Origin of the sequence: Sphingomonas sp., from assembly GCF_035944535.1 — a bacterium.
GTDB lineage: Bacteria > Pseudomonadota > Alphaproteobacteria > Sphingomonadales > Sphingomonadaceae > Sphingomonas_B.
Genome location: NZ_DASZBC010000006.1, coordinates 252,813 through 275,134, shown reverse-complemented (window position 1 = coordinate 275,134; position 22,322 = coordinate 252,813). Strand labels below are relative to the sequence as shown.

The 22,322-nt window shown below is 64.3% G+C and carries 20 protein-coding genes and 1 tRNA gene; 4 read left to right on the top strand and 17 right to left on the bottom strand.

Annotated features, from left to right (window positions below; translation table 11 throughout):
• The first annotated feature begins 2 nt into the window (after nt 1–2).
• Nucleotides 3–2,066 carry a response regulator gene (locus VGT77_RS06175; RefSeq protein WP_327460628.1) on the top strand — a complete coding sequence of 688 codons (2,064 nt, stop codon included), beginning with the start codon at nt 3–5 and terminating at the stop codon, nt 2,064–2,066.
• On the opposite strand, the gene VGT77_RS06170 is transcribed toward VGT77_RS06175, so the two are convergent.
• The 9 genes from VGT77_RS06170 to VGT77_RS06130 form a co-directional block, all read right to left on the bottom strand.
• On the bottom strand, nt 2,063–2,329 hold the full coding sequence (locus tag VGT77_RS06170; protein WP_327460626.1) for a DUF5985 family protein: 267 nt from the start codon (nt 2,327–2,329) through the stop codon (nt 2,063–2,065). The two genes, VGT77_RS06175 and VGT77_RS06170, sit on opposite strands and share 4 nt — an antisense overlap.
• Nucleotides 2,326–2,604: a DUF5985 family protein gene (locus VGT77_RS06165; RefSeq protein ID WP_327460624.1), complete on the bottom strand. Its 279-nt coding sequence runs from the start codon at nt 2,602–2,604 to the stop codon at nt 2,326–2,328. Before VGT77_RS06165 ends, VGT77_RS06170 begins: the two co-directional genes overlap by 4 nt.
• A gap of 12 nt (nt 2,605–2,616) precedes the next feature.
• Nucleotides 2,617–2,982, bottom strand: a complete 366-nt coding sequence (locus VGT77_RS06160) for a hypothetical protein (RefSeq protein WP_327460622.1) — start codon at nt 2,980–2,982, stop codon at nt 2,617–2,619.
• 57 nt (nt 2,983–3,039) lie between these two features.
• Nucleotides 3,040–4,152 carry a sensor histidine kinase gene (locus VGT77_RS06155; RefSeq protein WP_327460620.1) on the bottom strand — a complete coding sequence of 371 codons (1,113 nt, stop codon included), beginning with the start codon at nt 4,150–4,152 and terminating at the stop codon, nt 3,040–3,042.
• Nucleotides 4,153–4,207: 55 nt separating this feature from the next.
• Nucleotides 4,208–4,408, bottom strand: a complete 201-nt coding sequence (locus VGT77_RS06150; protein WP_327460618.1) for a hypothetical protein — start codon at nt 4,406–4,408, stop codon at nt 4,208–4,210.
• Nucleotides 4,409–4,467: 59 nt separating this feature from the next.
• A complete protein-coding gene (locus tag VGT77_RS06145; RefSeq protein ID WP_327460617.1) occupies nt 4,468–5,055 on the bottom strand; it encodes a hypothetical protein in 588 nt (195 codons plus the stop codon).
• Nucleotides 5,052–6,203, bottom strand: a complete 1,152-nt coding sequence (locus VGT77_RS06140; RefSeq protein WP_327460615.1) for a M48 family metallopeptidase — start codon at nt 6,201–6,203, stop codon at nt 5,052–5,054. Before VGT77_RS06140 ends, VGT77_RS06145 begins: the two co-directional genes overlap by 4 nt.
• The gene (locus VGT77_RS06135) at nt 6,203–6,961 is read right to left on the bottom strand and encodes a hypothetical protein (protein WP_327460613.1); all 759 of its coding nucleotides are present in this window, start codon (nt 6,959–6,961) and stop codon (nt 6,203–6,205) included. The genes VGT77_RS06140 and VGT77_RS06135 overlap by 1 nt, the downstream gene beginning before the upstream one ends.
• Before the next feature lie 113 nt (nt 6,962–7,074).
• Entirely contained in the window at nt 7,075–7,287 is a 213-nt protein-coding gene (locus tag VGT77_RS06130) for a hypothetical protein (RefSeq protein WP_327460612.1), read from the bottom strand.
• Between the two features lie 161 nt (nt 7,288–7,448).
• On the opposite strand from VGT77_RS06130, the gene recJ reads away from it, so the two are divergent.
• From recJ to VGT77_RS06115, 3 genes are all read left to right on the top strand, one after another.
• Nucleotides 7,449–9,224, top strand: coding sequence for a single-stranded-DNA-specific exonuclease RecJ (gene recJ, locus VGT77_RS06125; protein ID WP_327460911.1), 1,776 nt, complete (start codon nt 7,449–7,451; stop codon nt 9,222–9,224).
• A 46-nt stretch (nt 9,225–9,270) separates the two neighbouring features.
• Nucleotides 9,271–9,345, top strand: a tRNA-Glu gene (locus VGT77_RS06120).
• A 95-nt stretch (nt 9,346–9,440) separates the two neighbouring features.
• The gene (locus VGT77_RS06115) at nt 9,441–11,291 is read left to right on the top strand and encodes a site-specific integrase (protein WP_327460610.1); all 1,851 of its coding nucleotides are present in this window, start codon (nt 9,441–9,443) and stop codon (nt 11,289–11,291) included.
• Between the two features lie 110 nt (nt 11,292–11,401).
• On the opposite strand, the gene VGT77_RS06110 is transcribed toward VGT77_RS06115, so the two are convergent.
• The 8 genes from VGT77_RS06110 to VGT77_RS06075 all read right to left on the bottom strand — a co-directional run bounded on the left by VGT77_RS06110 (nt 11,402) and on the right by VGT77_RS06075 (nt 22,030).
• Nucleotides 11,402–12,457 (bottom strand): DUF3800 domain-containing protein, encoded by a 1,056-nt coding sequence (locus VGT77_RS06110; protein ID WP_327460608.1) that lies wholly within the window; start codon nt 12,455–12,457, stop codon nt 11,402–11,404.
• A 278-nt stretch (nt 12,458–12,735) separates the two neighbouring features.
• Nucleotides 12,736–13,275 (bottom strand): hypothetical protein, encoded by a 540-nt coding sequence (locus tag VGT77_RS06105; RefSeq protein ID WP_327460606.1) that lies wholly within the window; start codon nt 13,273–13,275, stop codon nt 12,736–12,738.
• 265 nt (nt 13,276–13,540) lie between these two features.
• A complete protein-coding gene (locus VGT77_RS06100) occupies nt 13,541–14,326 on the bottom strand; it encodes a DUF2971 domain-containing protein (RefSeq protein ID WP_327460604.1) in 786 nt (261 codons plus the stop codon).
• Nucleotides 14,327–14,655: 329 nt separating this feature from the next.
• Nucleotides 14,656–14,982 (bottom strand): hypothetical protein, encoded by a 327-nt coding sequence (locus tag VGT77_RS06095; protein WP_327460602.1) that lies wholly within the window; start codon nt 14,980–14,982, stop codon nt 14,656–14,658.
• 238 nt (nt 14,983–15,220) lie between these two features.
• Nucleotides 15,221–19,759 (bottom strand): HEAT repeat domain-containing protein, encoded by a 4,539-nt coding sequence (locus VGT77_RS06090; protein WP_327460600.1) that lies wholly within the window; start codon nt 19,757–19,759, stop codon nt 15,221–15,223.
• A gap of 658 nt (nt 19,760–20,417) precedes the next feature.
• A complete protein-coding gene (locus tag VGT77_RS06085) occupies nt 20,418–21,056 on the bottom strand; it encodes a hypothetical protein (RefSeq protein ID WP_327460598.1) in 639 nt (212 codons plus the stop codon).
• Complete coding sequence (locus VGT77_RS06080; RefSeq protein WP_327460596.1) at nt 21,056–21,592, bottom strand: hypothetical protein; 537 nt, start codon at nt 21,590–21,592, stop codon at nt 21,056–21,058. Before VGT77_RS06080 ends, VGT77_RS06085 begins: the two co-directional genes overlap by 1 nt.
• A gap of 123 nt (nt 21,593–21,715) precedes the next feature.
• On the bottom strand, nt 21,716–22,030 hold the full coding sequence (locus VGT77_RS06075; protein ID WP_327460595.1) for a hypothetical protein: 315 nt from the start codon (nt 22,028–22,030) through the stop codon (nt 21,716–21,718).
• Between the last annotated feature and the right edge of the window lie 292 nt (nt 22,031–22,322).

Sequence of the window (22,322 nt, the reverse complement as noted above, 5' to 3'; positions counted from 1 at the left end):
GAGTGGAAACGCAGAACACGATCGTGATGGAAGTTGTGCCCGATACGGCGTTATTGCGCTCCACTGCTCTATCGGAGCCGGATCGGGCGCGCGTGCTCGTCGTCGACGACGACGAGCGCAATCTTCTGGCGATTGAGACCGTGCTGGAAGATGTCGCCGATATCGTTGTGGCGCGGTCCGGCGAGGAAGCGCTGCGGCACCTCCTCAAGGACGAGTTCGCCGTCATCCTGCTCGACGTCTACATGCCGGGTATGGACGGCTATGAAGTCGCGCAGATCATCCGCGGCCGCGAACAGTCCAAGCGCATACCGATCGTCTTCCTGTCGGCGGTCAACAAGGAAGCCGAGCACCTGATCCGCGGCTATTCGATGGGCGCGGTCGATTACGTGTTCAAGCCGGTCGAGCCGCTGGTGCTCCGCTCCAAAGTCGCCGTGTTCGTCGATCTTTACCGCATGCGTGGGGAAATCCAGCGGAAGGCACGCGAGCAGGAGGAACTGCTCGAAGCCAATCTGAAGACCACCGCCGAACTTATTCGCGCAGAACAGGAGTTGCGGGCGGCCGAACAGCGCCAGGCGGCGATCATCAACTCGCTGCCGATCGTGCTCTATCTGGAGCCGTTCGATCGGAGCCCCCGCTGGCCTGCTTTCGTCAGCGGCGACCTGGTGGCGATCACGGGTTTCAGCTTCGACGATATCGCCGCGAATCCAACGATCTGGCAGGACCGCCTGCACCCTGAGGACCGCGACTACGTCCTGGCGGCATTGGAGGAGCGCCGCCGCACGGGCCGCTTCTCGATCGAATATCGCTGGCAGGCAGGCGACGGCAGCTACAAGCATTTCCTGGACCAGGCGGTCCTGCTTCCGGATCCGGACGGCGGGCCAGGCAAGTTCGCCGGCACCCTGCTCGACGTGACCGAGCGCAAGGCGTTGGAAATGCAGCTGCTTCAGGCGCACAAGATGGACGCGATCGGCAAGCTGACCGGCGGCATCGCCCACGACTTCAACAATCTGCTCGCCGCCGTGTTGGGCGGCATCGGCCTGATCGAGCGGCGGATCACATTGGCGGAGGATCAAAAGAAGATCCTCGGCATGACCCGCCACGCCGCCGAGCAGGGGGCGGAACTGGTCCGCCGCCTGCTCGCCTTTGCGCGGCGGCAAAAGCTGCAGCCGGCCCCGATCGCGCTCAAGGACCTGTCCCATAGGCTGGACGACCTGCTGGCCCACACGCTGGGCGGGTTAGTCGAGATCCATTGGAACGGCATGGATCGAGGCTGGCCGGCCTTCGCCGACGAGACGCAGCTGGAGCTGGCGCTGATGAACCTCGTCATCAATGCGCGGGACGCCATGCCCGATGGGGGGACCATCAGCATCACTGCTGAGAACCGCCAAGTCCGCGCCGGCGAGCCGCTCGCGCTCGCGCCAGGCGACTATGTGACCTTGTCGGTCAGCGACACCGGCGAAGGTATTGCGCCCGCGATGCTCGAAAAGGTGATGGAGCCGTTCTTCACCACCAAGCCCGCAGGCAAGGGCACCGGCCTTGGCCTGTCGATGGTCTATGGCTTTGCGCGCCAATCGGGCGGAGCGGTCGAGATCGAAAGCGCAGTGGGGCGCGGCACCTCCGTCACCTTGTGGCTGCCCCGCGCCCCGTTCGGGTCCGACCTGCTGCCCGGCATCGGCGAGAACTCCGGCGAGGCGGAGCGCGGCGCAGCTTTGCGCATCCTCCTGGTCGACGATCATGAAGGCGTGCGGGCGATGACGGCGGCCATGCTCGAGGAGCTGGGGCATGAAGTCGTCTCGATCCGCGACGGCACGACAGTCGTAAAGCGGCTGAAAAACTGCGCCAGCGCCTTCGATCTGCTGATCAGCGACTATGCGATGCCGGCTATTTCCGGCTCTGAAGTGATGGGCCTGGCGCGCGCGCATGCGCCGAACCTGCGCGGTCTGCTGATCACCGGCTATGCCGATCCGGACTCGATCGGCAATCGGCCGAAGGATGTCGAAGTGCTGACCAAGCCCTTCACCATCGATCAGCTGCGCGCCGCTATCACACGCTGCACCGCTGGCTAGGCTTTGGCGTTCTTGCGGACGATCGCGACGATGATCAGCAGGAAGGCGACCAGCCGGATGAGGTAGAGCGGGCTGCGCTCCTCCACCGGAATGTTGGTCAGCACCAGCAGAGCCTGGGTGAGACCGAGCAGGGCGAAGGCGGCGGCGAAGGCTAGGAAAAGACCGTCGCCGGTCCGCCGCCAGAAACGGGCGAAGAACAGGCCGGCGACCAGAAAGCCCATGGTGATCGCGCCAGCCAGGAAAGCGTACAGCTGCTCGCTCATGCCTCTTCCCCGCGCCAGATGAAACCGAACAGCAACAGGCAGACGGCGGCAAGCGACGCCGCCACGCGCCAGGGCAGCAGGTCGGCAGACCGCACGATCAGCAGGTCGAAGATGACGATCAGGTTGTTCAGCGCCAGCAGGAGGAAGCAGCCTGCGCTCCAGAACAGCAGGCCGCTTCTAGACGCCAAATAGGCGCGCAGCAGCAGCCATGTGCAAGCCGCGCTGGTCAGGAAGCAGAGCGTGTAGACGATGCCGGGAAACCACTGATCAGTCATACCCCTCCCCCCTCAATCCCGCCGGAACTTGAATGCGTCGGCGAAGCGCTCGACGGAGTCCTGCGGACCGCCGACGATGAGCCGGCGCACGAATGTCGGCCGAGACTCGTACAATGCCACGGCTCTCCCAAGCTGCACCTCGTGTGGCGCGCCTGGAGCATAGCGCACGTTGTCGCCCTCTTCCTGGACCAGTTCCATCGCGCGAAGATCGGCAAGGCTTCGCGACAGGACATGATCGCTGGCCCTCAATGATGCGATAAGCTCGGCTCTCGTCCAGTCCCGATCCGGTGCCTCGCGCAGGATCAGCAGCAGCTCCAATGCCCAGACCGAGCCGAACGCCGCGCGAATGAAGGCTTCGGTCTCGCTATCGCTGCTCATGCGTCCCCGATCGCCCCATCGCGAGGGGGCCTACAAGAGCGGTCGGCGAAGTTCCAGCTATGCGGCCGCTCGATCGATGCGGCTCAGCTGCAACGGCAAACGGATTGTCGCGACAAAGCCGTCGTCAACCGCGCGCGTGTCGAGGCTTGCCCGCTCCCCATAGCTGATACGCAAGCGCTGGCGAATGTTCATCAGCCCGATGCCCTTTCGTCCATGCCCGCCTGCGCCCGCCGGGTCGGGCGAATCCCCGGTCGTGGCGCGGTTCACCACGCTCAGCACGAGCTCCTCGCCCTCCGCCACAGCCGAGACACGCAGGGTCGCCTCGCCGCGCTGCGCGGCGACACCGTGCTTGATCGCATTCTCCACCAGCGGCTGAAGGATGAAGTTCGGCACCATCGCGGCCATCGCCGCATCGGCGACGTCCACCTCGATGCTCAGGCGCTCGCCAAAGCGCGCGGCTTCAATGCCGAGATAGGCCTCAATCGTGTCGAGCTCGCGTGCCAGCGGCACGTCGGCCATCGGGTCGGACTCGAGCGACGCCCGCAGGAAGCCGGCGAGCTGGTCGATCATCGTCTCGGCTTCGGCCTTGCGATCCAAAGTCACGAGACTGGAAATGCTGTTCAGTGTGTTGAACAGGAAATGGGGGTTGAGCTGCAAGCGCAGTGCCGCCGCCTCGGCGCGTTGCTTCTCGGCCTTGAAGAGCGTCGCGCGCGCGGCTGCCCTTTCGGCTGCACCGCCGACGCCTGCCGCCCAGAGGAGAGTCAGCGCGAGACAGAAGGTCCAGAGATAGAGCAGGCCGACGGTGAAGATTCGCTCGGGCGTGATATCCATCGCCCAGCGCTGCCAGTCGGGCACGACGGCAATGGCGAGCCACTTGAAATAGTATAGGTCGAAGAACGAGTGCACCGCAGTCGCAAGCATCAGCGCAGCACCGAGGCCACCCCAGCGAATCCAGCTCGGCCGGTCCCGCAGTCGCTGACGCGTCCACTCCAGCAACAGAGTGTAGGTAACGCCGAGAATGAACAGTGGAATTGACGCGACGCTACTGACGCCGAGCGGCATTCGCCCCATCAAATAGACGAAGATATCGACCAGCAGATAGCCGAAGCCCCAGATGACCAGGACCGGCCGAAGGGCTGCGTTGCCGAGCAAGGCGCCGAGTGGCTTCATCAATCCCCTTCCTCACCCGTTCTAGCGTCGATCAAGGCGGGGAGCGAGGCGGTTTTCAGTCGATCAGCGCGCGGATTCGGTCCCGTACCGCCGCGATGCGGCTCGCTGCTTCCTCAAAAGTCTGGACGTCAGCGCGCTTGCCATTGGCGCGTGCATCCTTGGCCGCCTCGACATAGCCCTCTATATCGGTTTCGAGCGCATCGACCAGGATCTCAGCCTCATCCTCGGTCAGTTTCAACTGAATCGTCTTCGCCATGTGATCACGTCCATACCTTGCAAGCCCGCGCCATAGCGGCGCCAGCGGCAAGGCGGAAGTCAGTTCACCTTGGCGCTGTCCATGATCGCCTGCGCCTTGGGCAGGTGCGCGTCGAAATAGTGCAAGGCGGGCGCCATGTAGCTGATCAGATACAGCTTGCCGCCGATGATCGCGCCCCGCGCCTCGCCCTTGCGGGTGAGTTCCTCTTCCGGCTTGGTGAAGTGGAAGGTGAACTTGACGCCCTGATGCCCGGCAAAGGTCACCGGCTCCATGGAATCGACCGTGAAGTCCGGCGACCGGGTGATGATCCGCTGGGTCTGCTCATAGACTTGCGCGATGTCGGTCGGCAGCATCTTCGGGTTGAACTTCGGGAGCGGCTTGTCCTTCTTGTTGCGCTCCTTGGCGAGCGGCTCGCCGGCGGCAATGCCGCCGATGAACTCGATCTGGTTCAACACCGGCCCGTCATAGCTCCACAGCTCTGCCTTTTTGCCTGGACGGAAGGACCAGCTATTCCATCCGGCTCCGGGCACGACCTTCATCTGGCTCTTGGCGACCGCGACCGGCATGGTTTCCGGCAGCAAAGTCCATTTCGCGCTGGCCGAGGCGGCGAGGCTGGCGAGCGCCAGGCCAAGGATGAGCTTCTTCATTGTGATCCCCCACTGATCATGGCGAGCATCGCCTTGTCCGATGCCTGCGGATTGCGTTTCAGATATTCGTCGATGGCGGCGCGAGAGCCCGCCGCGTCGCCCGTGCGGGCAAGCGCCAGCCCGAGCCCTCGCCAAGCCGCGGACGGCGCATCGGGCTTGTCGATCGCTTCGCGATAGAAGGCGGCTGCCTTGGTGAAGTCGTCGCCGTGTCCCCGATACCGGTGCAGTTCGCCGCGCGCGTAGAGAAGCGGCCCGGTCCAGCCCCCGCTCGCCAAGCCCGTGAGCAGATATTCGCTGCCGCCAAAGTCATTGAGCTTCACCTGATCGTCGATCAGCGTCGGCCAGAGCGGCGAGATGGCCGCGCCGTATTCGGCGACACCGGCAGAACCTTCCGGATCGGACGCGGCGCTGCTGGTCAAATAGGCGAGCCGCTCGGCCGTCGCGGGATGCGTTTCGAACATGCCGCGCTTGTCCTTGCGGCTGCGGACGTTGCGCGCCGCGGCCGTGGCGTCCATCTCTGCGCGGAGATGACTCCACACCTCGCCGGCCGAGCGGGTGCGGTAGCCGGCGGCTCGCATCACCTTCAACCCGTCCATGTCGGCGTCGCGCTCCTGATCCTGTGAGAAGCTGAAGACGCTGCCGATCAGCGCCAGCTGCAGCGGCAGGCCGCCGGCTGCGCCGAGAAACGCCGCCAAGCCCGTCGCCGAGCGCGCCTTTTTCAAGAGCGCGAGCGAGTGGCGCCGCTCAAAATGCGCAACTTCATGCCCAAGGATCGCGGCAAGTTCCGCCTCGCTACGAATGCGCAGCAGCAGCCCGCTGTTGATCAGCATCATGCCGTTGGCGGTCATGCTGGCATTGAAGCGCGGATCGCGGACGACATAGATGCGGATCGTCTTGCACGGCCCTTCGGGCGCCACCCGGCAGAGCACCTGCCGCAAATAGCCAAGCAGCGCTTCGTCGCGCAGGATCAGCTTCGATGCCTTGAGCTCACGTTCGGCTTCTTCGAAGGCGTCCCAGAGTCCCTGCTCGTCAGCTCCGAGCGGCTGATAGCCAGCAGCAGCCGGAGAGCCGGTCGGCACAGTTTCGGCGGCTGGCGCGGTGCCGGTCAGGGTCACCGCGGCGGCCGCAGCCAGCACGGCACGGCGCATTACTTCGCCGCGGTGCGGGCCGACGCTGCCGAAGCGCCCGGCTGCGGAAAGTCTTCGAGCAGCTGGACGACGCGCTTGGTCGCGCCCTCCGCATCACGCACGTCGCCGCCCATCTTCAGATCGGCATTGAGCCAGACGAGGTCGCCGGTGCGCAGATCGACCAGCCCGGCATAGCCGGCATGGATGCCGGAGCTGACCATACCGCCAAAGCCGGTCGCGGCGCTCATCAGCAGCCCGAACACCTGCAGCGCCTTGCGGCCGGAGTCGCCGAACGCGTCGTTGGTGACGACGAAGAGGCCGTAATCGCCGCCGCCAATCTCACCGAGCTTCGCGGTACCCGATCCCAGCGTATATTCGAAGCCGGTGATCTTGGTCGGCAGCCGGTCGCCCTTGAACAGCCGGTGCTGCAGCACGGTTGCGGCCACGCCCTTGAACAGCGAACGATATTCATTGAGCAGAGTCGCGTTCTCGCCATCGAGTTCGGGCATGAATACGACTTCACTCGCGCCGCCGGGCTTGGCCAACACCAGAGCGTCGGCGAGGTGCTTGCGCGCGTTGGCCGTCCACTCGGCGTTGGGCGTGACGACGCCGCCCGCCGATTGCGAACCGACCTTCACGTCGGGCCGGAAGACGAGGATGCGGACCGGCCGGTCGACCGGCATGGTGAAACCAGGCTTCACCGCGGCCTTTTCCTGCCCGAGCGCCGGCGCGCTCGACAAGGCAACACTGGCCAATGCCAGCGCGTGCAAAATCTTCATTGGTAAGCCCCCGCTCCCCGATTGGTGCCCGAAAGGCTAGCCGGGGCGATGATTCCCGGCAAGCCAAAATCGGAGCGTTCTTCGGAGCTTACCTGTCGATAATCAGTGAACGCTCAGCGCGCCCGCGCCATGCCCCGACCGCGAAGCGTGTTGAGCAGAGCCATGCCGACCACGCCTGCCAGGGCAGCGGTTGCCCAGGGCCGCTGCTTGGCGAACTCGGTCGCCTTGCTGGCCATCTGATTGTTGCCGATCGCGTTCTTCAGCGACCCCATCGTGCTGTTTGAGCTGTTGGTGGTCGAACTTTGGTTCTGGGCGGTGCTCGCCATCCTGACTCTCCTTCATGCAAAGCTACGGGAACGAGGCCAGTTCAACGCCCGTCACGCGCTCCAGTGCCAGACGATTTGCTGTGGGCAAAGCAAGGAACGCCCTTGAAGCTGCCACAGGGGTGATTCAAAGCTGCCGTCGAGAGGGCGGACCCATGAACTATATGACGGCGGAACCGCGGCTGGCGCTGGGGGTCAGGCGCTCGATCCTGGGCCAGCCCTGGCATTGGCGGGGCGCTCCAGCGGACAATCTGGACGCCAGCTTCTCGCCCGACGATCTGGTCACCCGGCTTCTTCTGACCCGCGGCTGCCCGCGCGATGCACTCGATGCGCATCGCGCGCCCACCATTCGCGGCTTCATGCCCGATCCGTCGATCTTCCGCGACATGGACAAGGCCGCTTCACGGCTGGCCGACGCTGTGCAGGCACGGGAGCCCGTCACGGTCTTCGGTGATTACGATGTCGACGGGGCGACGTCCGCCGCGCTGCTGATCCGACTGCTGCGCCAGCTCGGCCTCTTGCCCGCTTACTACATCCCCGACCGGCTGATGGAGGGCTATGGGCCATCGGGCGAAGCGCTGGTGCGGATTGCGAACTCCGGCACGCGGCTGATCGTCACCGTCGATTGCGGCGCCCAGGCTTTCGAGGCGCTCGACACGGCGCGTGCTGCAGGGGCGGACGTGGTCGTTGTCGATCACCACAAATGCGCTGCCCAGTTGCCCGCCGCTTATGCGCTGGTGAACCCTAACCGCCTCGACGAGGAAGAAGGCGCGGCGCACGGCCATCTGGCGGCGGTTGGCGTCGCCTTCCTGCTCGGCGCGGCCCTGCTGCGCGAGTTGCGGCGGCGGGGCTGGTTCGCTGCCCGGCCCGAGCCTAAGCTGATCGAGCTGCTCGATCTGGTGGCGCTGGGCACCGTTGCGGACGTGGCTCAGCTGAGAGGCCTTAATCGCGCCTTTGTGGCCCAGGGGCTCAAGGTAATGGCGGCGCGGCGCAATATCGGCCTCGCCGCACTGGCCGAGGCGGCGCGGCTCACTCGCGCCCCGCTCTGCCACGATCTGGGCTTTGCGCTGGGCCCGCGCATCAATGCCGGCGGGCGGGTCGGCAAGTCCGATCTCGGCGTGCGGCTGCTGACCACCGAGGACGCGGACGAAGCGCGGCAGATCGCCGAGGAACTCGACCGGCTGAACGAGGAACGCCGGGCGATCGAGGCCGAAGTGCAGGAAGCGGCGGAAGCGGCGTGCCGAGTCTGCGCGAACGCGATGATCCATGTCGCGGCAGGCGAAGGATGGCATCCCGGCGTGATCGGCATCGTCGCCGGCCGTCTGAAGGAGCGCTTCAACCGCCCCGCCATCGTGATCGGCGTGGACGAGACCGGCATTGGCAAGGGTTCGGGCCGATCGGTGCCGGGCGTCGATCTCGGCGCCGCCATCCTCGCCGCAAAGGATGAGGGGCTGCTGATCGCCGGCGGTGGGCATGCGATGGCGGCGGGCCTCACCGTCGCCGCCGACCGGATCGACGCTTTGAAAGCCTTTCTCCACGACCGGCTCGCCGAGGGCGTGAACGCGGCGACCGCCTCGCGCGCACTCCAGCTCGATGCCGCCCTTGCGCCGCGTGGCGTAGCGCCCAGCCTTGTCGAGGCGCTGGAACTCGCCGGGCCCTACGGCATGGGCTGGGCGGCGCCACGCGTCGCTGCCGGCCTAGTACGCGTGGTCAAATGCGATGTGGTCGGCAACGGCCATGTCCGCGCCATCCTGTCGGGCGATGACGGCGCGAGCCTGAAAGCGGTGGCGTTCCGCTCGGCGGAAACGGAGCTCGGCCAAGCGCTTCTTGCCGCGCCCAAGGACCGCAAGCTCTGGGTCGCCGGCCGGCCCAAGCTCGACGACTGGGGCAGCCGTCCGGCCGCCGAACTGCATCTGGACGACGCCGCCTGGTGCGACTGACTTGACCACCGCCGCGCGACCGAATAGGGCGCCCGGACCCACGGACGGCCCCTTCGTCTAGCGGTTAGGACGCGGCCCTTTCACGGCTGAAACACGGGTTCGATTCCCGTAGGGGTCACCAAAACCGGCGGAAACGGCGGAAGTCCCGCAAAACTGCCATTTTCACGATCGCTTTACCCGTCCTTGCGTACAAAGGATGCGTACAAAGTGATCAGAATGTCAGCACCCTTCAAAGACCCTCGCACCGGCATCTACTACTTCCGGAAGGTCATCCCTTCAGAGCTTCGGGCCGCCTTCGGGAAGCGCGAGTACAAGGTCAGCCTGGGCACCCGCGATCCGGCCGATGCCCGCTCCAAAATGGCCGAGCCCGCGGCAGCATATGAACGGCTGCTGGCGCACGCCAAGGAGTTTGTACGCGGCGGGGTGACCGGCCAAGCTCGCCACTATGTAGAGCAGTGGCTCCAAGAGACGGACCGCGGCGGATCGTGGCTCTGGTATAGCTCTCGCTACGTAACATCTTACACACGCGTCGCCTCGGACCGGCAGATATCAGGCCCGCTCCCGGATTATGTTTTCGAGCCGGAAATCCGGCGTCAGGACGACGATCCGATCATGCTTCGCACCTTCCAGGGGAGTCGTCGTCTCCCTCTGCCCACCTGCCTGCAAACTGTAGCTCAGCTTCCGGCGACGGCCTTCGCGTGGCCGGCCGGACAGGTTCTCGAACACCATCAGCTCATTAGGGCCGAGAACATGTTCAAGGCGATCGCCCACTCAGTTCAGCGCCGGATGATGGAGAGCATCGTCGATTTCATGCAGGAGCAGAACTCTAAGACGGCACCTGAGCTTCCCAGCCCGCCTCTGATCGTTATCAACGGCGGTCTCAGTTCCTATGGGCCGAGCCGGCGTGCCCAGCGGGAGGTGCAGGTTGGCCTTACTATCACCCAGGCCTTCGAGGCTTGGCGAGATTATACCAAGGGCCGCGCCCGCAGCCCTCAGCTCGTACAGGAATGGGATCTCGCGGTTCGACGCTTTGTCGCCATGTTCGGCGACATTGACTTGGGGGACATCCTCCCGCAGATGGTGCGCGACTTCCGCGAGAAGCTTCTCGAACTGCCGGGGCGCACCAAAAAGTCCATCAAGGCGCTGCCCCTCGACGAGCAGGCGGCGATCGCGGCGAAAGAGGGACTTGCGACCCTCGCGCCCGCCACCGTCAACAAAGCGCTTTCGGCGCTCAGGTCCGTGACCGAGCATGTCATCGACAAGATGTCGAACGTGCCTCTCGAGATCAACGCCGCCAAGATGGCCAAGTTCGTCGAGGTCGAGGATAGCGAGGACAAGCGGCTCCCGTTCGACGAAGCGGACATGAAGGCCATCTTCCACGACCTCATCATCAAGGATGCAACGGGCATCAGCGAGGCGACCTTGTTCTGGATGGTCCTGCTCGCACCGTTCACTGGCTGCCGTCTTGAGGAGATCGGTACACTCCGCCCCATCAACGTTCGATCAGAGCAAGGAATCTGGTTCATCGCCGTCGAGCGGGACCGCGCTCAGGTACGCGCCGGTCAGGATCAGGCGCAAAAGAGCCTCAAGTCATCGAACTCGGACCGGGACATTCCCATTCACTCGGTCCTTATCGAAGCCGGCTTTCTCGACTATGTGGAGCGGCGCCGATCCGAGGGGGAGGAGTGGCTGTTTCCCGATCTGACGCCGAACAAATTCGGCAAAAGAACCTACCGCGTCTCGCGCTTGTTCGCGCGCTATCTCGAGGATCTCGGCATCACCGACGACGAGAAGGTCTTCCACTCATTCCGCCATTCCATCCGCCGCAATCTCCGCGGCCGCGCGAAAGAAGAAATGGTCGACCTCATCTGCGGCCATTCCGATGGCAAGGTTGGAAGACGTTACGGCCGCGGCGCCGACATGCGCCCGCTCCGGGAGGTCATTGAGCTGATCGATTATGGCGGCCCCAACTGGGCGGATGTGGTGGCACAAGCGCGCAAGATGAGCGGCTTCGGGCCAGAACGCGCTCAGCTTGCCCCGGATGTCCAGCTGCGCCCTCCCGTCTGATACGAGCTCCTGCCCCGGTGGCTGTGCCCACCGGGGCGACCGCTGTTGGCCCGTTGCGGACGGTCGGCTCTCTGGGAACGAAGGTTTAGAAGCAGACGAGCGCTCGCGTGTCAGGGCTTGGCCGCAAAATGCTGCGCGAAATAATCGATGACCTCGGCCGCCTGCGTACCCTGTCGGAATTGACGTTGGGCTTCGAAATCGACGTCCGGGATCAAGTGTATGAACTGCTCGTCCTTGTAGAGCGCGATCACCGCTTCGGGGTCGAGCCCCCCCGCCTTTAGCCCGGCGAACCGGTTGGCCGCATCGAGCGCCGCGCCGACCATAACATCGGCAAGCTGCACTGCCGCGCTGGCCTTCGAATCGACCTGCGTCACTGCAGTGAGCTTGAGCGGGAATTTGAAGCTCGCGATCGCGGTCTGGCGCAGCTCGATCGAATCTTCGTGGGCGATGAGGCGCTGCAGCAGATCATGATATTTCTCGAGGTTCTTGGATTTGTCGTGCTCAACCCGATAGGGTTCTTCGCTCATGGCTTCCATGCGGGAGATCAGCGACTGGAGCACCACAATCGCGATATCCGTGTCCACGCCGGGCGTTGCGATGGCGGTGAGGCATTCCGGCGCGGCATCGCGCGCCAGGGGACCGAAGGCCTCGGGTAACTCACGCCACCGTATGCGGCGGACGCCAGCGACGAGATCGGCGAGCGCCTTCGGAGTCTTTTCCTTCACCGCCCGCTGGAAGGCGGCCAGCATCGCCTCGAATTCCGCTTCCCCGAAAAGCGTCGGGCCGACTTTCGCTATCAGGGAGGCCATCGCGTAGTTCTGGCCGTCCGCATAGAAGTTGAAGCCCCGCTCATAATACCATGGTTCGACGGCATAGTCGCAGAACATCAAGATCAGGAGGAAACGCTTCTCGCAGACATAGGTGACGCTCTTATAATCCCGCAAAAGGTCGGTAAGGAGCGCCAGCAGCCGAGGATGATTGCCTGCCCGGCGCGATAGGGCACTATATTTGAGTTCGGTCGCCTGAAGCCGGGGGAAGTGTTCCTTAATGAGCCTCTTCGCGTCGTCGTTCTCTATGGCGATCGCCGCGGCGCCCTGAAAGCGCTGTTCGCGATTGAGGAGGTCAAAGCCGGTATAGCCGCTCTCGTCGATCCGGTAGCAGTCCATCGTCCGCTATTCCCATGGCGGTGCGCTGTCCGGCGCGGCGGTAACTACTATGGCGGGCGCCAACGACACATTGGCAGCCGTTATACCGATAATGGTCAGCTTTCGCGTCGCTGTCCAAACGCGTTCATTCGTTTGGCCGCTCCGCGCCCCTCGGTCGAGCTTGGCCGATAGGTAATGTGTCCCGAGGGCGCTGAGAAGGCGGTCGATGTCGTTCGTACGCTCAGCGTAGTGACACTGGCCACGAAGAACGGGCGCGCCGCCACGCCCGCCCACAGGCGCTAGAATGCGTGGCTGCGGCTGTCGACCAGCTCGCCCTCGACATATTCCTCGATGAGGAAGGCGCGCCCATTGATGTCGAGCTCGACATAATAGCCGAGCGTGTAACCGCAGACATATTCGGGAAGCGTTACGCCGTCGGCGGACCAGATGCCGTCATAGGATAAACGCGTCAGCGTGCGCAGCCGCAACCGGTCTTCCGCTTTTTCGCGCTCCGGCCGCGACTTGCGCTTCATCTCGACGGCGATGAGATTGTCGCGTGCCGGAATTTTACCGCGGCTGTGCAGGATCAGGTCGCAAGTGATGCGGACCTCCTCCAGGCCATTGGCGAGCATCACCTTCACGCGACGGTCCTGCATACGGTTGTAGTCGGCGTCAGCGCGATAGCCCTGGATGCCAGCCGAGATAGCGGAATGTTCCAGCAAAGGCGCCCAGCATGCGCAGAGATTGCGCTCGGCGGTGCCATTCAGGATGTTCTCCGTCTCCCGCTCGAGAAATTGCGCGAACGATGCGGCGAACACCACGCGCAGTGTTTCAATCATGGCGCATCTTCAAGTGGCATCACTCCGCTCGCGGCTGTCAGGCCGTCCCCCCGGCATCATGGTCACTTGATCGAGGCGATCAATGGGAAACGCGTCCACGATGTGCCGCACCCGCCGCGATCCCCTTCCACGGCCCTGCCGCAAGCAACGCCGAACGAGTTCTATAGGGTGGCAAACCGAAATCGGCCTGAACGAGCCGATGGCGACCCGGCTGAGCTTCGAATCCGATAGTATGGGCGCGATCGTGCACTCGTCCTGACGGACGCTAGAGAATGCCGCGCATAGTGCGCACATCGTCGTCGATACGGTCGGCGGTCAGCGCGTAAGTCCCGCGTGCGGACGAGACCACATCGACCGTGAATTCGGGGCGGGCCGCACGGACCGCGAGCGCTTTCTGGATCAGCGGCTCCGAGACTCGTGCACCTAGGACCACCCCTGCGATTAAGTCCGGATCGACAGTCTGGTACAGCGCGTCCTTGCCGGCCGGCCCCGACAGCACGACGCGGTGCTCGGCCTCATGCTTCCAGTCGGGCGATTTGGTGAAAATCACCGGGAGTGGGATCTCATGCGGTGGTGCTGAGCACCAGCGCAGCTCGGCGACGGTTTCGCTATAAATCACATCGCCTCGCATCCCGAAGTCGGGCAAGGCCTCCAGCGCGGCCAAGAGTTCCGGCTTGTAGCGGATGGCGAAACCGCGATGCATGTCGGCATAGTGCGACCACATCAGATGATTGTCCCACCGCCGGGCGAGGCAAAGGACATACAGACCCTGAAGCAGGTTCATCCGCGGCACCAGCCCCGCATTCCAGGAGGACTGAGCGCCGGTCAGCGACTCCCAGCCGCTCTCCAGTTGCTCCGGCGTCAAGTCCGGCATCCAGGTCCGGTGCCACGCGTCGAACATATCGCGGGTAGGCGCGACGGAAGTGAATTTGAATTCGAACGGGTCGTTGAATGTCGTCGCTGAGCTCAGTTTGATCGAGCCTAGCACGACGGCCTTGTCGAACACATCGAGCACCGCATCCCCGGCGGCCCCCACAAATTTGTAGAACATCACCCCTCCACCTCAAGACCGGATCATCTCCTGCATGAGCGACGGCTTCCAAGAGCGCCAAAGAGTTGGCAGAACCTGAACGATTAGGACACATTCCCGACCGGCAGGTTGCACTGAGAGCCGCCAAGCAGCTCAGGACCGTAAACGGAATGTCAGTTTAGAGTATTCGGACTAGAAAAGCTGCCGCTAGCTAGCCGCCCAAGAGCGCTGCACGCCAAACCGCTTACGAGAGGCCCGCGCCAGTCTACGGAATGTGGGTGCAATGACTAGCGGGAGAGAAACTCGTGTAGAGATGTCCGGCGCCGGGCAGGCCGACGCCGGACCATCGATCAGGCGGCCACTCGGACCTGCCGGTCATCGACCCATATTTCCAGGGTCCGCGCCGTCATCACCAACTCAAGGTCTAGGAGGAACCGGTCCAGCAAGCCCGTCCGGATTCGAACCTTGAACCAAGCGCCCGTATGCGCCCTCCGGTCGGTCCAGCCTTTCAGCCCGCCAAACCCGCAGCCGCGCTGGATCGCATATTGCGATTGCCATCGCGTCACTTTCGCCAGCATGCGATTGGTCACGCGGATGAATACCGTGTGCCGCTCCCGATTGTTGATGTGCACCCGGCGAATACGCGTGGGTGCCCTGAACGTAAGAACCTTTGCCATACTCAGCCTTTCTGCGGCGGATTGAGAAAGGTGAGGTTCGCAAGCCGCATACCGAGCCTCACCCGCCAAGACGGGTTCGGTCAACGGCCGCCATTTCGGCGGTTCTGCCTGCGCGCTGAAAGCGCGGGCTGCTCTTGTCGCGCGTTCCTGCACGACGGCTTCGATCCGCCAGTCACATACCAAACGCAGGCGCGAAAGTCACGCCCGAGGTACGCGGAATTCCAGCGCCGCGCAGCCGTCACGACCGGCGGTCGAGCTGCTCCCCCCTCTTGGTCAGTGCGTTCTTGCGCTTGACCAGGGCCTTCTCGATCCAGATCGCGAAAATCTCATCGAAGCCTTCGACGATCTCGCCGATCGCCAGTCCGTCGTTGTCCAGCTCAAGCAGATACGGGTCGACCAGGTCGACCAGAGCGTAGATGCGGGACCAGCGCCCGAGATGGTCTGCGTCGGCGAGCTCGCCGATGAGTACTCGGCCCCATCGCTCCGTCTCGGCCCGGGTTTCCGCCTCGAGCGCAGCATCGGACACCTCAGTCACCGGATCTTCGGCCAGCGCGGCGAGCAGCGCTGCGCTCTCGGGGCCCGGGATCCAGCCTAGCAACTCCGCCGCCGAGGTCCGCGCCGCGACCGAGTTCCGCCCTGCGAGCTGCCTGAGGCGCTCGATGACGAGCGCTCGATTACCATGCCAGCGCAGGGTCCTGGCGATCAGCCACCGGACCTCATGGCGTTGATCGTCGAGATAGGCCCGGATGAGGTGGTTGACGCCATCGGCGGCCAGTTCGAGGATCTGGCGGGCCCCGCTGGCCGAGGCCGCCTGGGCGAAGCGACGCTCGGCGATCGCCAGAGCCTCCTCCGGATCGAAAGCCTTGATCCGGTCGATCAGCCAGAAAGTGCAGTCGCTCGACACGCGCTTCGCCGAATAGGCGAGATCGATCATCGCGTCGTTCGAGAGCAGCTTGTTGTCGTGCAACCGGCGCGCGATGGCACCGATCGGATAGATGCCGTGGTGGCGATCGACGAACGGCAGAAGCCGGTTGCTGGCCGGCCCGCCTTCGGGTTCGTGTTCGCTCAGGGCATAGCCTGCGCGCAACGTCGCGCGGTCAAACTCGCCGACCGCGCCGGATGCTAGCGCGTCGCGCGCGGCTTCATGTGCTGCCTGGTCGCCATGTTCCGCCAAGTAGGGGAGCACGGCCTCTCGAATCCCCGGCGCCGGCAGAGCCAGCATCCGGCGCAGTTTCGGCAGCATTGTCGGCGCGTAGAGACCGAGGAAGCTGCTTATGCGAACGACCGTCAGGGCCGACGGATCGTCGTCCGGGCAGCGATCGAGCGTGTCGGCCAACAGGTCGCCGGCATCTTCGGGGGGCGCCATCGCCAGGGCACAGGCGGCTCCGCTGCGGGTGGAGCCATCCGGGCTGGCGAGATCTGCGCGCATGCGCGCGGCGACGGCCTCGCACCACGGGCCGTTCTTGCGCCTCACGTCGATGGCATCCTCATAGGCTGCCTGCGTATCCATCACGAGGGCGTAAAGAGCCTCGTCCGCACCATGGGCGGCGAGCGCGACCGTTAGGTCGTACCCTTCCTGCTTGTGGCGTTCCTCGCTTGCGGCGGCTGTGGAGAGAGCGGGCGCAGCGGTCCCGGCTGGGAGATGGATGGCCGCCTGATATCCGTCGCGCCGCGCGATCGTGCCCTTGCGCGTGATCGCGTTGACCACCGCGTCGCCAAACCCCTTCCCGCCGATCATGAGCAACAGCCGCTCGATATGATCGGCATGCGTGTCGACGCATAGGCTGTTGCGTCCGTCACCCCGCATCGCGCGATCGCGCAGAAGCCGCTCGAAGTTGCTCCCCCTATAGGTTTCGAGAATGGCAAGCAGATCGGGCCGTGTCGTCTCGGCGAGGAATTGCACCAGCGACCGATCGCGGCCTGGCTCCCATGACTTGCCCGCGAGCTCGATCAAACGCTGCTCGAGCGCTTCGATCATCGCGACGAAGGTCCGTGTATCGATCGCGAGCCGATCGAACCAATAGGTATTGGCCAATTCGGCCATGCCTTGCCACCCGGCCGGGTGGCGAGCGAGCAGCGCTTCTCGAACGCCGGCGCCCCCATTGCGGACCAGCCTTCGAACCGAGAAACGCGAAAAGGTGCCGAGTTGGTCCGGCGTCAGTACTTCGACACCTGCGGCTGCCCGGTCGGGCGCGATCCGGATCAGCGCGTCGAAGCGCTGGACGGGCTCAAAATACTCGGCGTTCTCGCTGGCGCGCTCAAGGCGTTCGGTCTCACTCGCGTCGCCGAAATGCTTGATGGCTTTTGGCAGGATGCTCTTCCCCGGAGTGATCCGCGCGAGGAACGCCGCCTTGCTCGCGGACCAGATGTTGCGACCGGCGCCGTGCTCGACCTCGAGCAGAAGCTCGAGCAGGAGAATAGCCGGCAATTCGCCGGTCGTTTGGCCGAGCTGGGCCTCGATCCATGCGGGAGCGGCGATGACCGCCGATTTGATGGCCCGGAAGCTTGTTTGCGCGCGGTCGGACAGCTGGAAGCGTTCATCACTATCCTTCTTGTCGACCGCCGCTTTGTCGGCTGCGGCCGCTAAAGCCTCCCGCCGCGCGAGATGAAGGCTCCACAACCGTTGCAGCACGTCCGGAAGAGGCATGTCGGCGGCGGCCACGAGGCCCGAGCGGATTGCCTGTTCGGAAGAGTCATCGGCCAACAGACCGATGATCGTGGCATCCGCCGCTCCCTTCTCGGCATTGCCGATCATGGCGATTGCCTTGGCCGCGTGCAGGGCGTTGATCCGGTCTTTCTCACCCGAGCGCCGCGCCAGCCGCGCCAATGCCGGCAGGATGGGCGCGCCGAGTCCCGCCAGATGCTCCTGGATGAAGCGGCGCTGATTAGATCGGTTCTCGGGCCGGGCCAGCCACGCGACAATGAACCCCGCCACGATATCGGGGTCAGCCGTCCGACAGATCAGCCAGAGAAAGTCGAGCAGCACATATCCCAGACGGTAGGACAACCCCGCCGCGACGTGACCCGCATCTTCGAGGTTCGAAAGGCGTTCGGCGGCCCGGATCGCGTCGATCGCGCCGTTACGCAGATCCGCTGCGACGGCACGGGCGATGACCCAGTTGAGCACGCGATCATGGATGACCACAATGCCACTGTCGCCTTGGCGAAGGATTCCGCTTTTCACGAGCCGCTGCCGGGCATCCTGCTTCAGGTCGGCGGCATAGGCTGCTTCGACCGGCCAAGGGTAACTGCCTTGGCTCCCGAGCAGAGTGCGTGCCAGTCGCTCCAGCGCCAGCGCATCGTCCTGATAATCCGCCATCCCCTTGGTCTGGTAGGTGGTATGCTTCCAGAAGCGGTCGATCAGCGCGTATTCGTCTACGGGGGCCCAGTCCGCCGCACCGACACGGCGGTACAGGTCCGCGAAGATTGGTGTCTGCAGCAGCTCGATGACGTCGTCGGGCAGGTCGCGAAGTCGCCGGTCGTGCGAATCGAGGAAACGGCGAAGCTGCGGCAGGTTGAACCGCTCGACGGGTATGATCGCGGGCGGCAGCGGTCCCTGCTTGGCCTCCTCGGCGAGCAGCTGCGGGACGGTTGCAACCACCCGGATCCCGTATTGAGCCCAATTGGCGGCACGCATCGCCTTCACGAGCTCGCGATCCTGGACGTCGTCGACGCCGACCGTCAGCCAAGCCCCGTCCGCATCGACGAACCGGTGGCCGAGGCGCCGCGCCAATCCCGGCACGCTCTGGTCGGAGTCGAAGGAGGAGTGCCAAACGAGTTCGACCACCCGCTGACGGATCGCGTCGACCGAAGTAGCGCCGGAAACCAGTATCGCGAGGTGGCCGGCACGATCGAGGTTGCTCAGCATCGCAGCCATGCGCCAGCTCTTGCCGTAGCCACTCTCGCCGGCGATCAGCACCAAACCGGCACCAGCCGATCGCGGCGCTTCGCGCACGTCATGCTCGGCCTGATACCCCAGCAGCGCCAGATCATGGTTGAGCGCCTTGCCGGTGACTGTCGGCACCTTGGCATAATGGAGCGCGCGTTCGACCGGCAGGTCAGCCCTTTGGAGCAGGTCCTCGACCGTGATCCTCGCGCCTCCTGCCGCCAGTTCCATCATGAGCAGGATGAGATGCGCGCGCTTCCCGGGGATGTCCTCGATGCAATCGACGATATCGAAGAGGAACGCGTCGATCTGCTCGATCATGTTCTCCTGGCTGAGATTGCCTTCGACCTCGAGGTTGGCGAGGAGGCGCCAGAACTTGTGCGGGTCCTCGCAGCCGGCGCGTTTCGCGAGCGCGGCGAAGAAGGCTCGCTCGGACTTCCAGCCACTGTAATGGAAGGCAACGGCATCGGTCTCGTCGAGCGCCGCAAGCGGGTCGGTCGGCACGGGCCGCCCCTGCAGACGCTGGCTCAGCTCGATCAGTGTCGCACAATTGAGCGCCCCGTCGGTCGCGAACCGATAGCGCGTTGGCAGCGCGTCAGCTTTCACGGCCCGCAGCAAATCGGGAAGAACCTCGCCTGCGATCTCGCCGCTAGTCCACGCGGCGTCATTGGTACGAATCTTTACCTGTTCGACGACCCGCTCATTCGCGGTTTCGGCCTGATGATCGCCACCGTTCGCGGGCTCGAGGGTGAGCGTTACCGATCTGAGCGCGTTGCCATCGAAGCGGCCATGATCGAGCACGAGTGCGGTGCCGTACGCGAGGCCCCGCAGCATCTGCTGCAGGATTCCCCTGACGCAGAGCTGGCCGCCTGTTGGCGTGTCGCCGCTCACCGATTAATCCTCATGGAGTCGATATAGTCGGTGGGCGATGGTAAAACACGCATGGACTATCGGCACGCGCGCCTAATTGCCTGCGGATCGCGCCCGACCTGAGCGGCGTCGGCCACGATCGACACCTACAAATGCTGCGAATGACGGCGTATGAACCCTCCCGTGCGCCATTCCCAGGGATGGTGCCGGCTCAAGCATATGCGCAACGAGGACAGCCTCTACGGCACTCGCATCGCCCGAGGCCAATGCCTCTTGGTAGATCGTCACAGCGAGAAGCGGAAGGTCACATTCAATATCGGCGCCCCGCAGGGAGCCTACTGTTATTGCTCCGCCCGAAATGCATTCGACTTTTCCGAAACCATCCATTTCATAGTGGCCGATCAGCAACCCTATGCAGCTCTCAAGAGAGTGGGCGACATTGTAAACAATGGCCGCGCTTCCGTATGCTTCATGCCTTTCAGTCAACGATGACTTTCGTGAGCTTTTCGCCAACAAGCCGCCACTTACGTGGACTATGTGAACGCCGCTTTCGGGCGGTGTAGGTGTTGCGCTGAACGACCGGATTTCGCGCTAAGCAGAAGGTACGTTTTCACAGGCGTGATCCGAACAGGGCCAGCGTTGATCCACGCTGCCCCCGCCCCTGGTCGACGGCTTCGGTCTAGAGCCGACCGGCCTTGAACGCCTCCCATGCTTTATAAGCTTCGAGACAGCCCGCATCGGATGCCAGCTCCCGTGCCGGAGAAACGAACCCAAACTTGCCGAGACGTTTAGGGAAAATCGCGGCGTGGAGATGCACGGGATTGTCGCTGCCAACGCGGCAGGGCGCATGCAGAATCGCAAGAACCGGGGCTCCCTTCCCAAGGACGTAGAATTCGCGGAGCCAAGTTCTAGCGACCTCATACGGATGATGAAGGTTCGCGATCGTGCTGGGGAAGCGAAGCGTGACCTGCGCGTAAGCGGTCGTCTCGTCCGCGGCGAGCGTCTCCTCGTAACGACGCGCCAGAAAATCGGGATCAGTGTAGTCCTCGGGAGCGTCCGAGGGGACCAAAGCCTCAACCCGCGCGGCGGTGTCGATCTCGGACTCGGCGGCCGCCGGCCGGCGCTTCTTAATAAGGCGGAGCAGGATGCTCTCCCTGGGCCCGGTGCCGACCGGCCAATAGAAGCGAGCGTAGCCGAAATCCGGCATTTGGCCGGCGCCGTCGTAGAACGCCTTGAGCTCGCGCACCTCAGAAGCAACGATTGTCGGCTGGGTGACCGCCTTCAGGCGGGGCTTCCGCGGCTTCTTCGTGCCGGCCATCAGAACCACCCCTTCGTGGCAATCGACAGGAATTGGCGGCCCCGGATCAGGCCGAGGCGGCGCTCGTCTGCGTCGGCAAACGGTGCCCGCTCGACGACTTCGAGGCCGAGCGGCGTCAGGCGCAGGAAGCGGTCTTCGCTCGCGCTGGGGATCAACCAAGCCGCTTCGCTCGGGCGCGGCATCCACATGCGGTAGGCGCAGAGGGGACGGTCGGCGCCCATGGCCTGGAAGTCGAAGCTCACCTGATCCGGGTGGTCGCCCGTCCGGACGATGAGCACGTCGAGCTCTGCGGCCGCGCTCATTTCGACCGCTTCGCGCAGGAGCAGCGGCCGGCCGCATCCGGTGCCGCCGATGAGCAGGCTGGCCTGCGGCATGTAGAGGCAGTTAGCCAGGCGCGGGTCGAACCGCTCGGGCTTGGTCTCCAGAGGACCGTCGACGACGAGCGACGTAGCGAGCATCAGCCGACGAATCACGGTGCGGGGCTCCGGCACCGGGTCGAGGGGAATGCCGGGCCGGAGAACGGGCTGGTAGTTCATGTTGTTACTTCCTGTTTCAAAGCGCGCGACGGCCGAGCTCGATGGTCGCGGGCGGACTCTTTCATCCTTCCGCTCAGCCAGTTGGCTTCTCTCGTTCTGTTGAGGCGCCGCTCCCCGGCGCCGTCACACGTGCTCGCCGTCCGAAGGCGGCGGCGCTTGCGCGATGATCCTTCGGATCTCGGGCGAGGCTGCATCGGGCCGCGCACGGAGGATCGCCAAGACTGCTTCTACCTGAGCGTCCGTGGGGATTAGTTCGGCGGGGCTTTCCCACCACCAGCCCAACAACCAGGCTCCCAACGTAGCTGCGGGGGCCTCAGCCACCTCGCCCCGGGTCGGCACATAACATCCGTCGCGCCATATGCCGCGATGCGCACGGATCACGTCGATGATGAGCTGGGCAGGGATGTCAAACCGATCCTCAAGATCGCTCTTCGTCATTTCATTCTCCATGCAAGCACTGCCTGCATGGCCACCCCTTTGGGTGAAGAGGGCCTCCGCTTTGCGTAACAAATCGCCTGCCGGTGCCGACGTCGAAGCGTTGGCTGGAGGCCCTGGCGCGTAGGCGTCATCGGCGTTCGGGTCGAACGACGCCTCCGCAATGCTAAGTTGCCGCCTTGCGGCAGCTTAGCGGTATTGCGCCTGACTCAACCTTGGTAACAAATCGCCGTATCTGTTACCGGCATTTCGCTGGAAATCGGTCGGTTTGTCCCCGATCTGTTACCGATCCAGC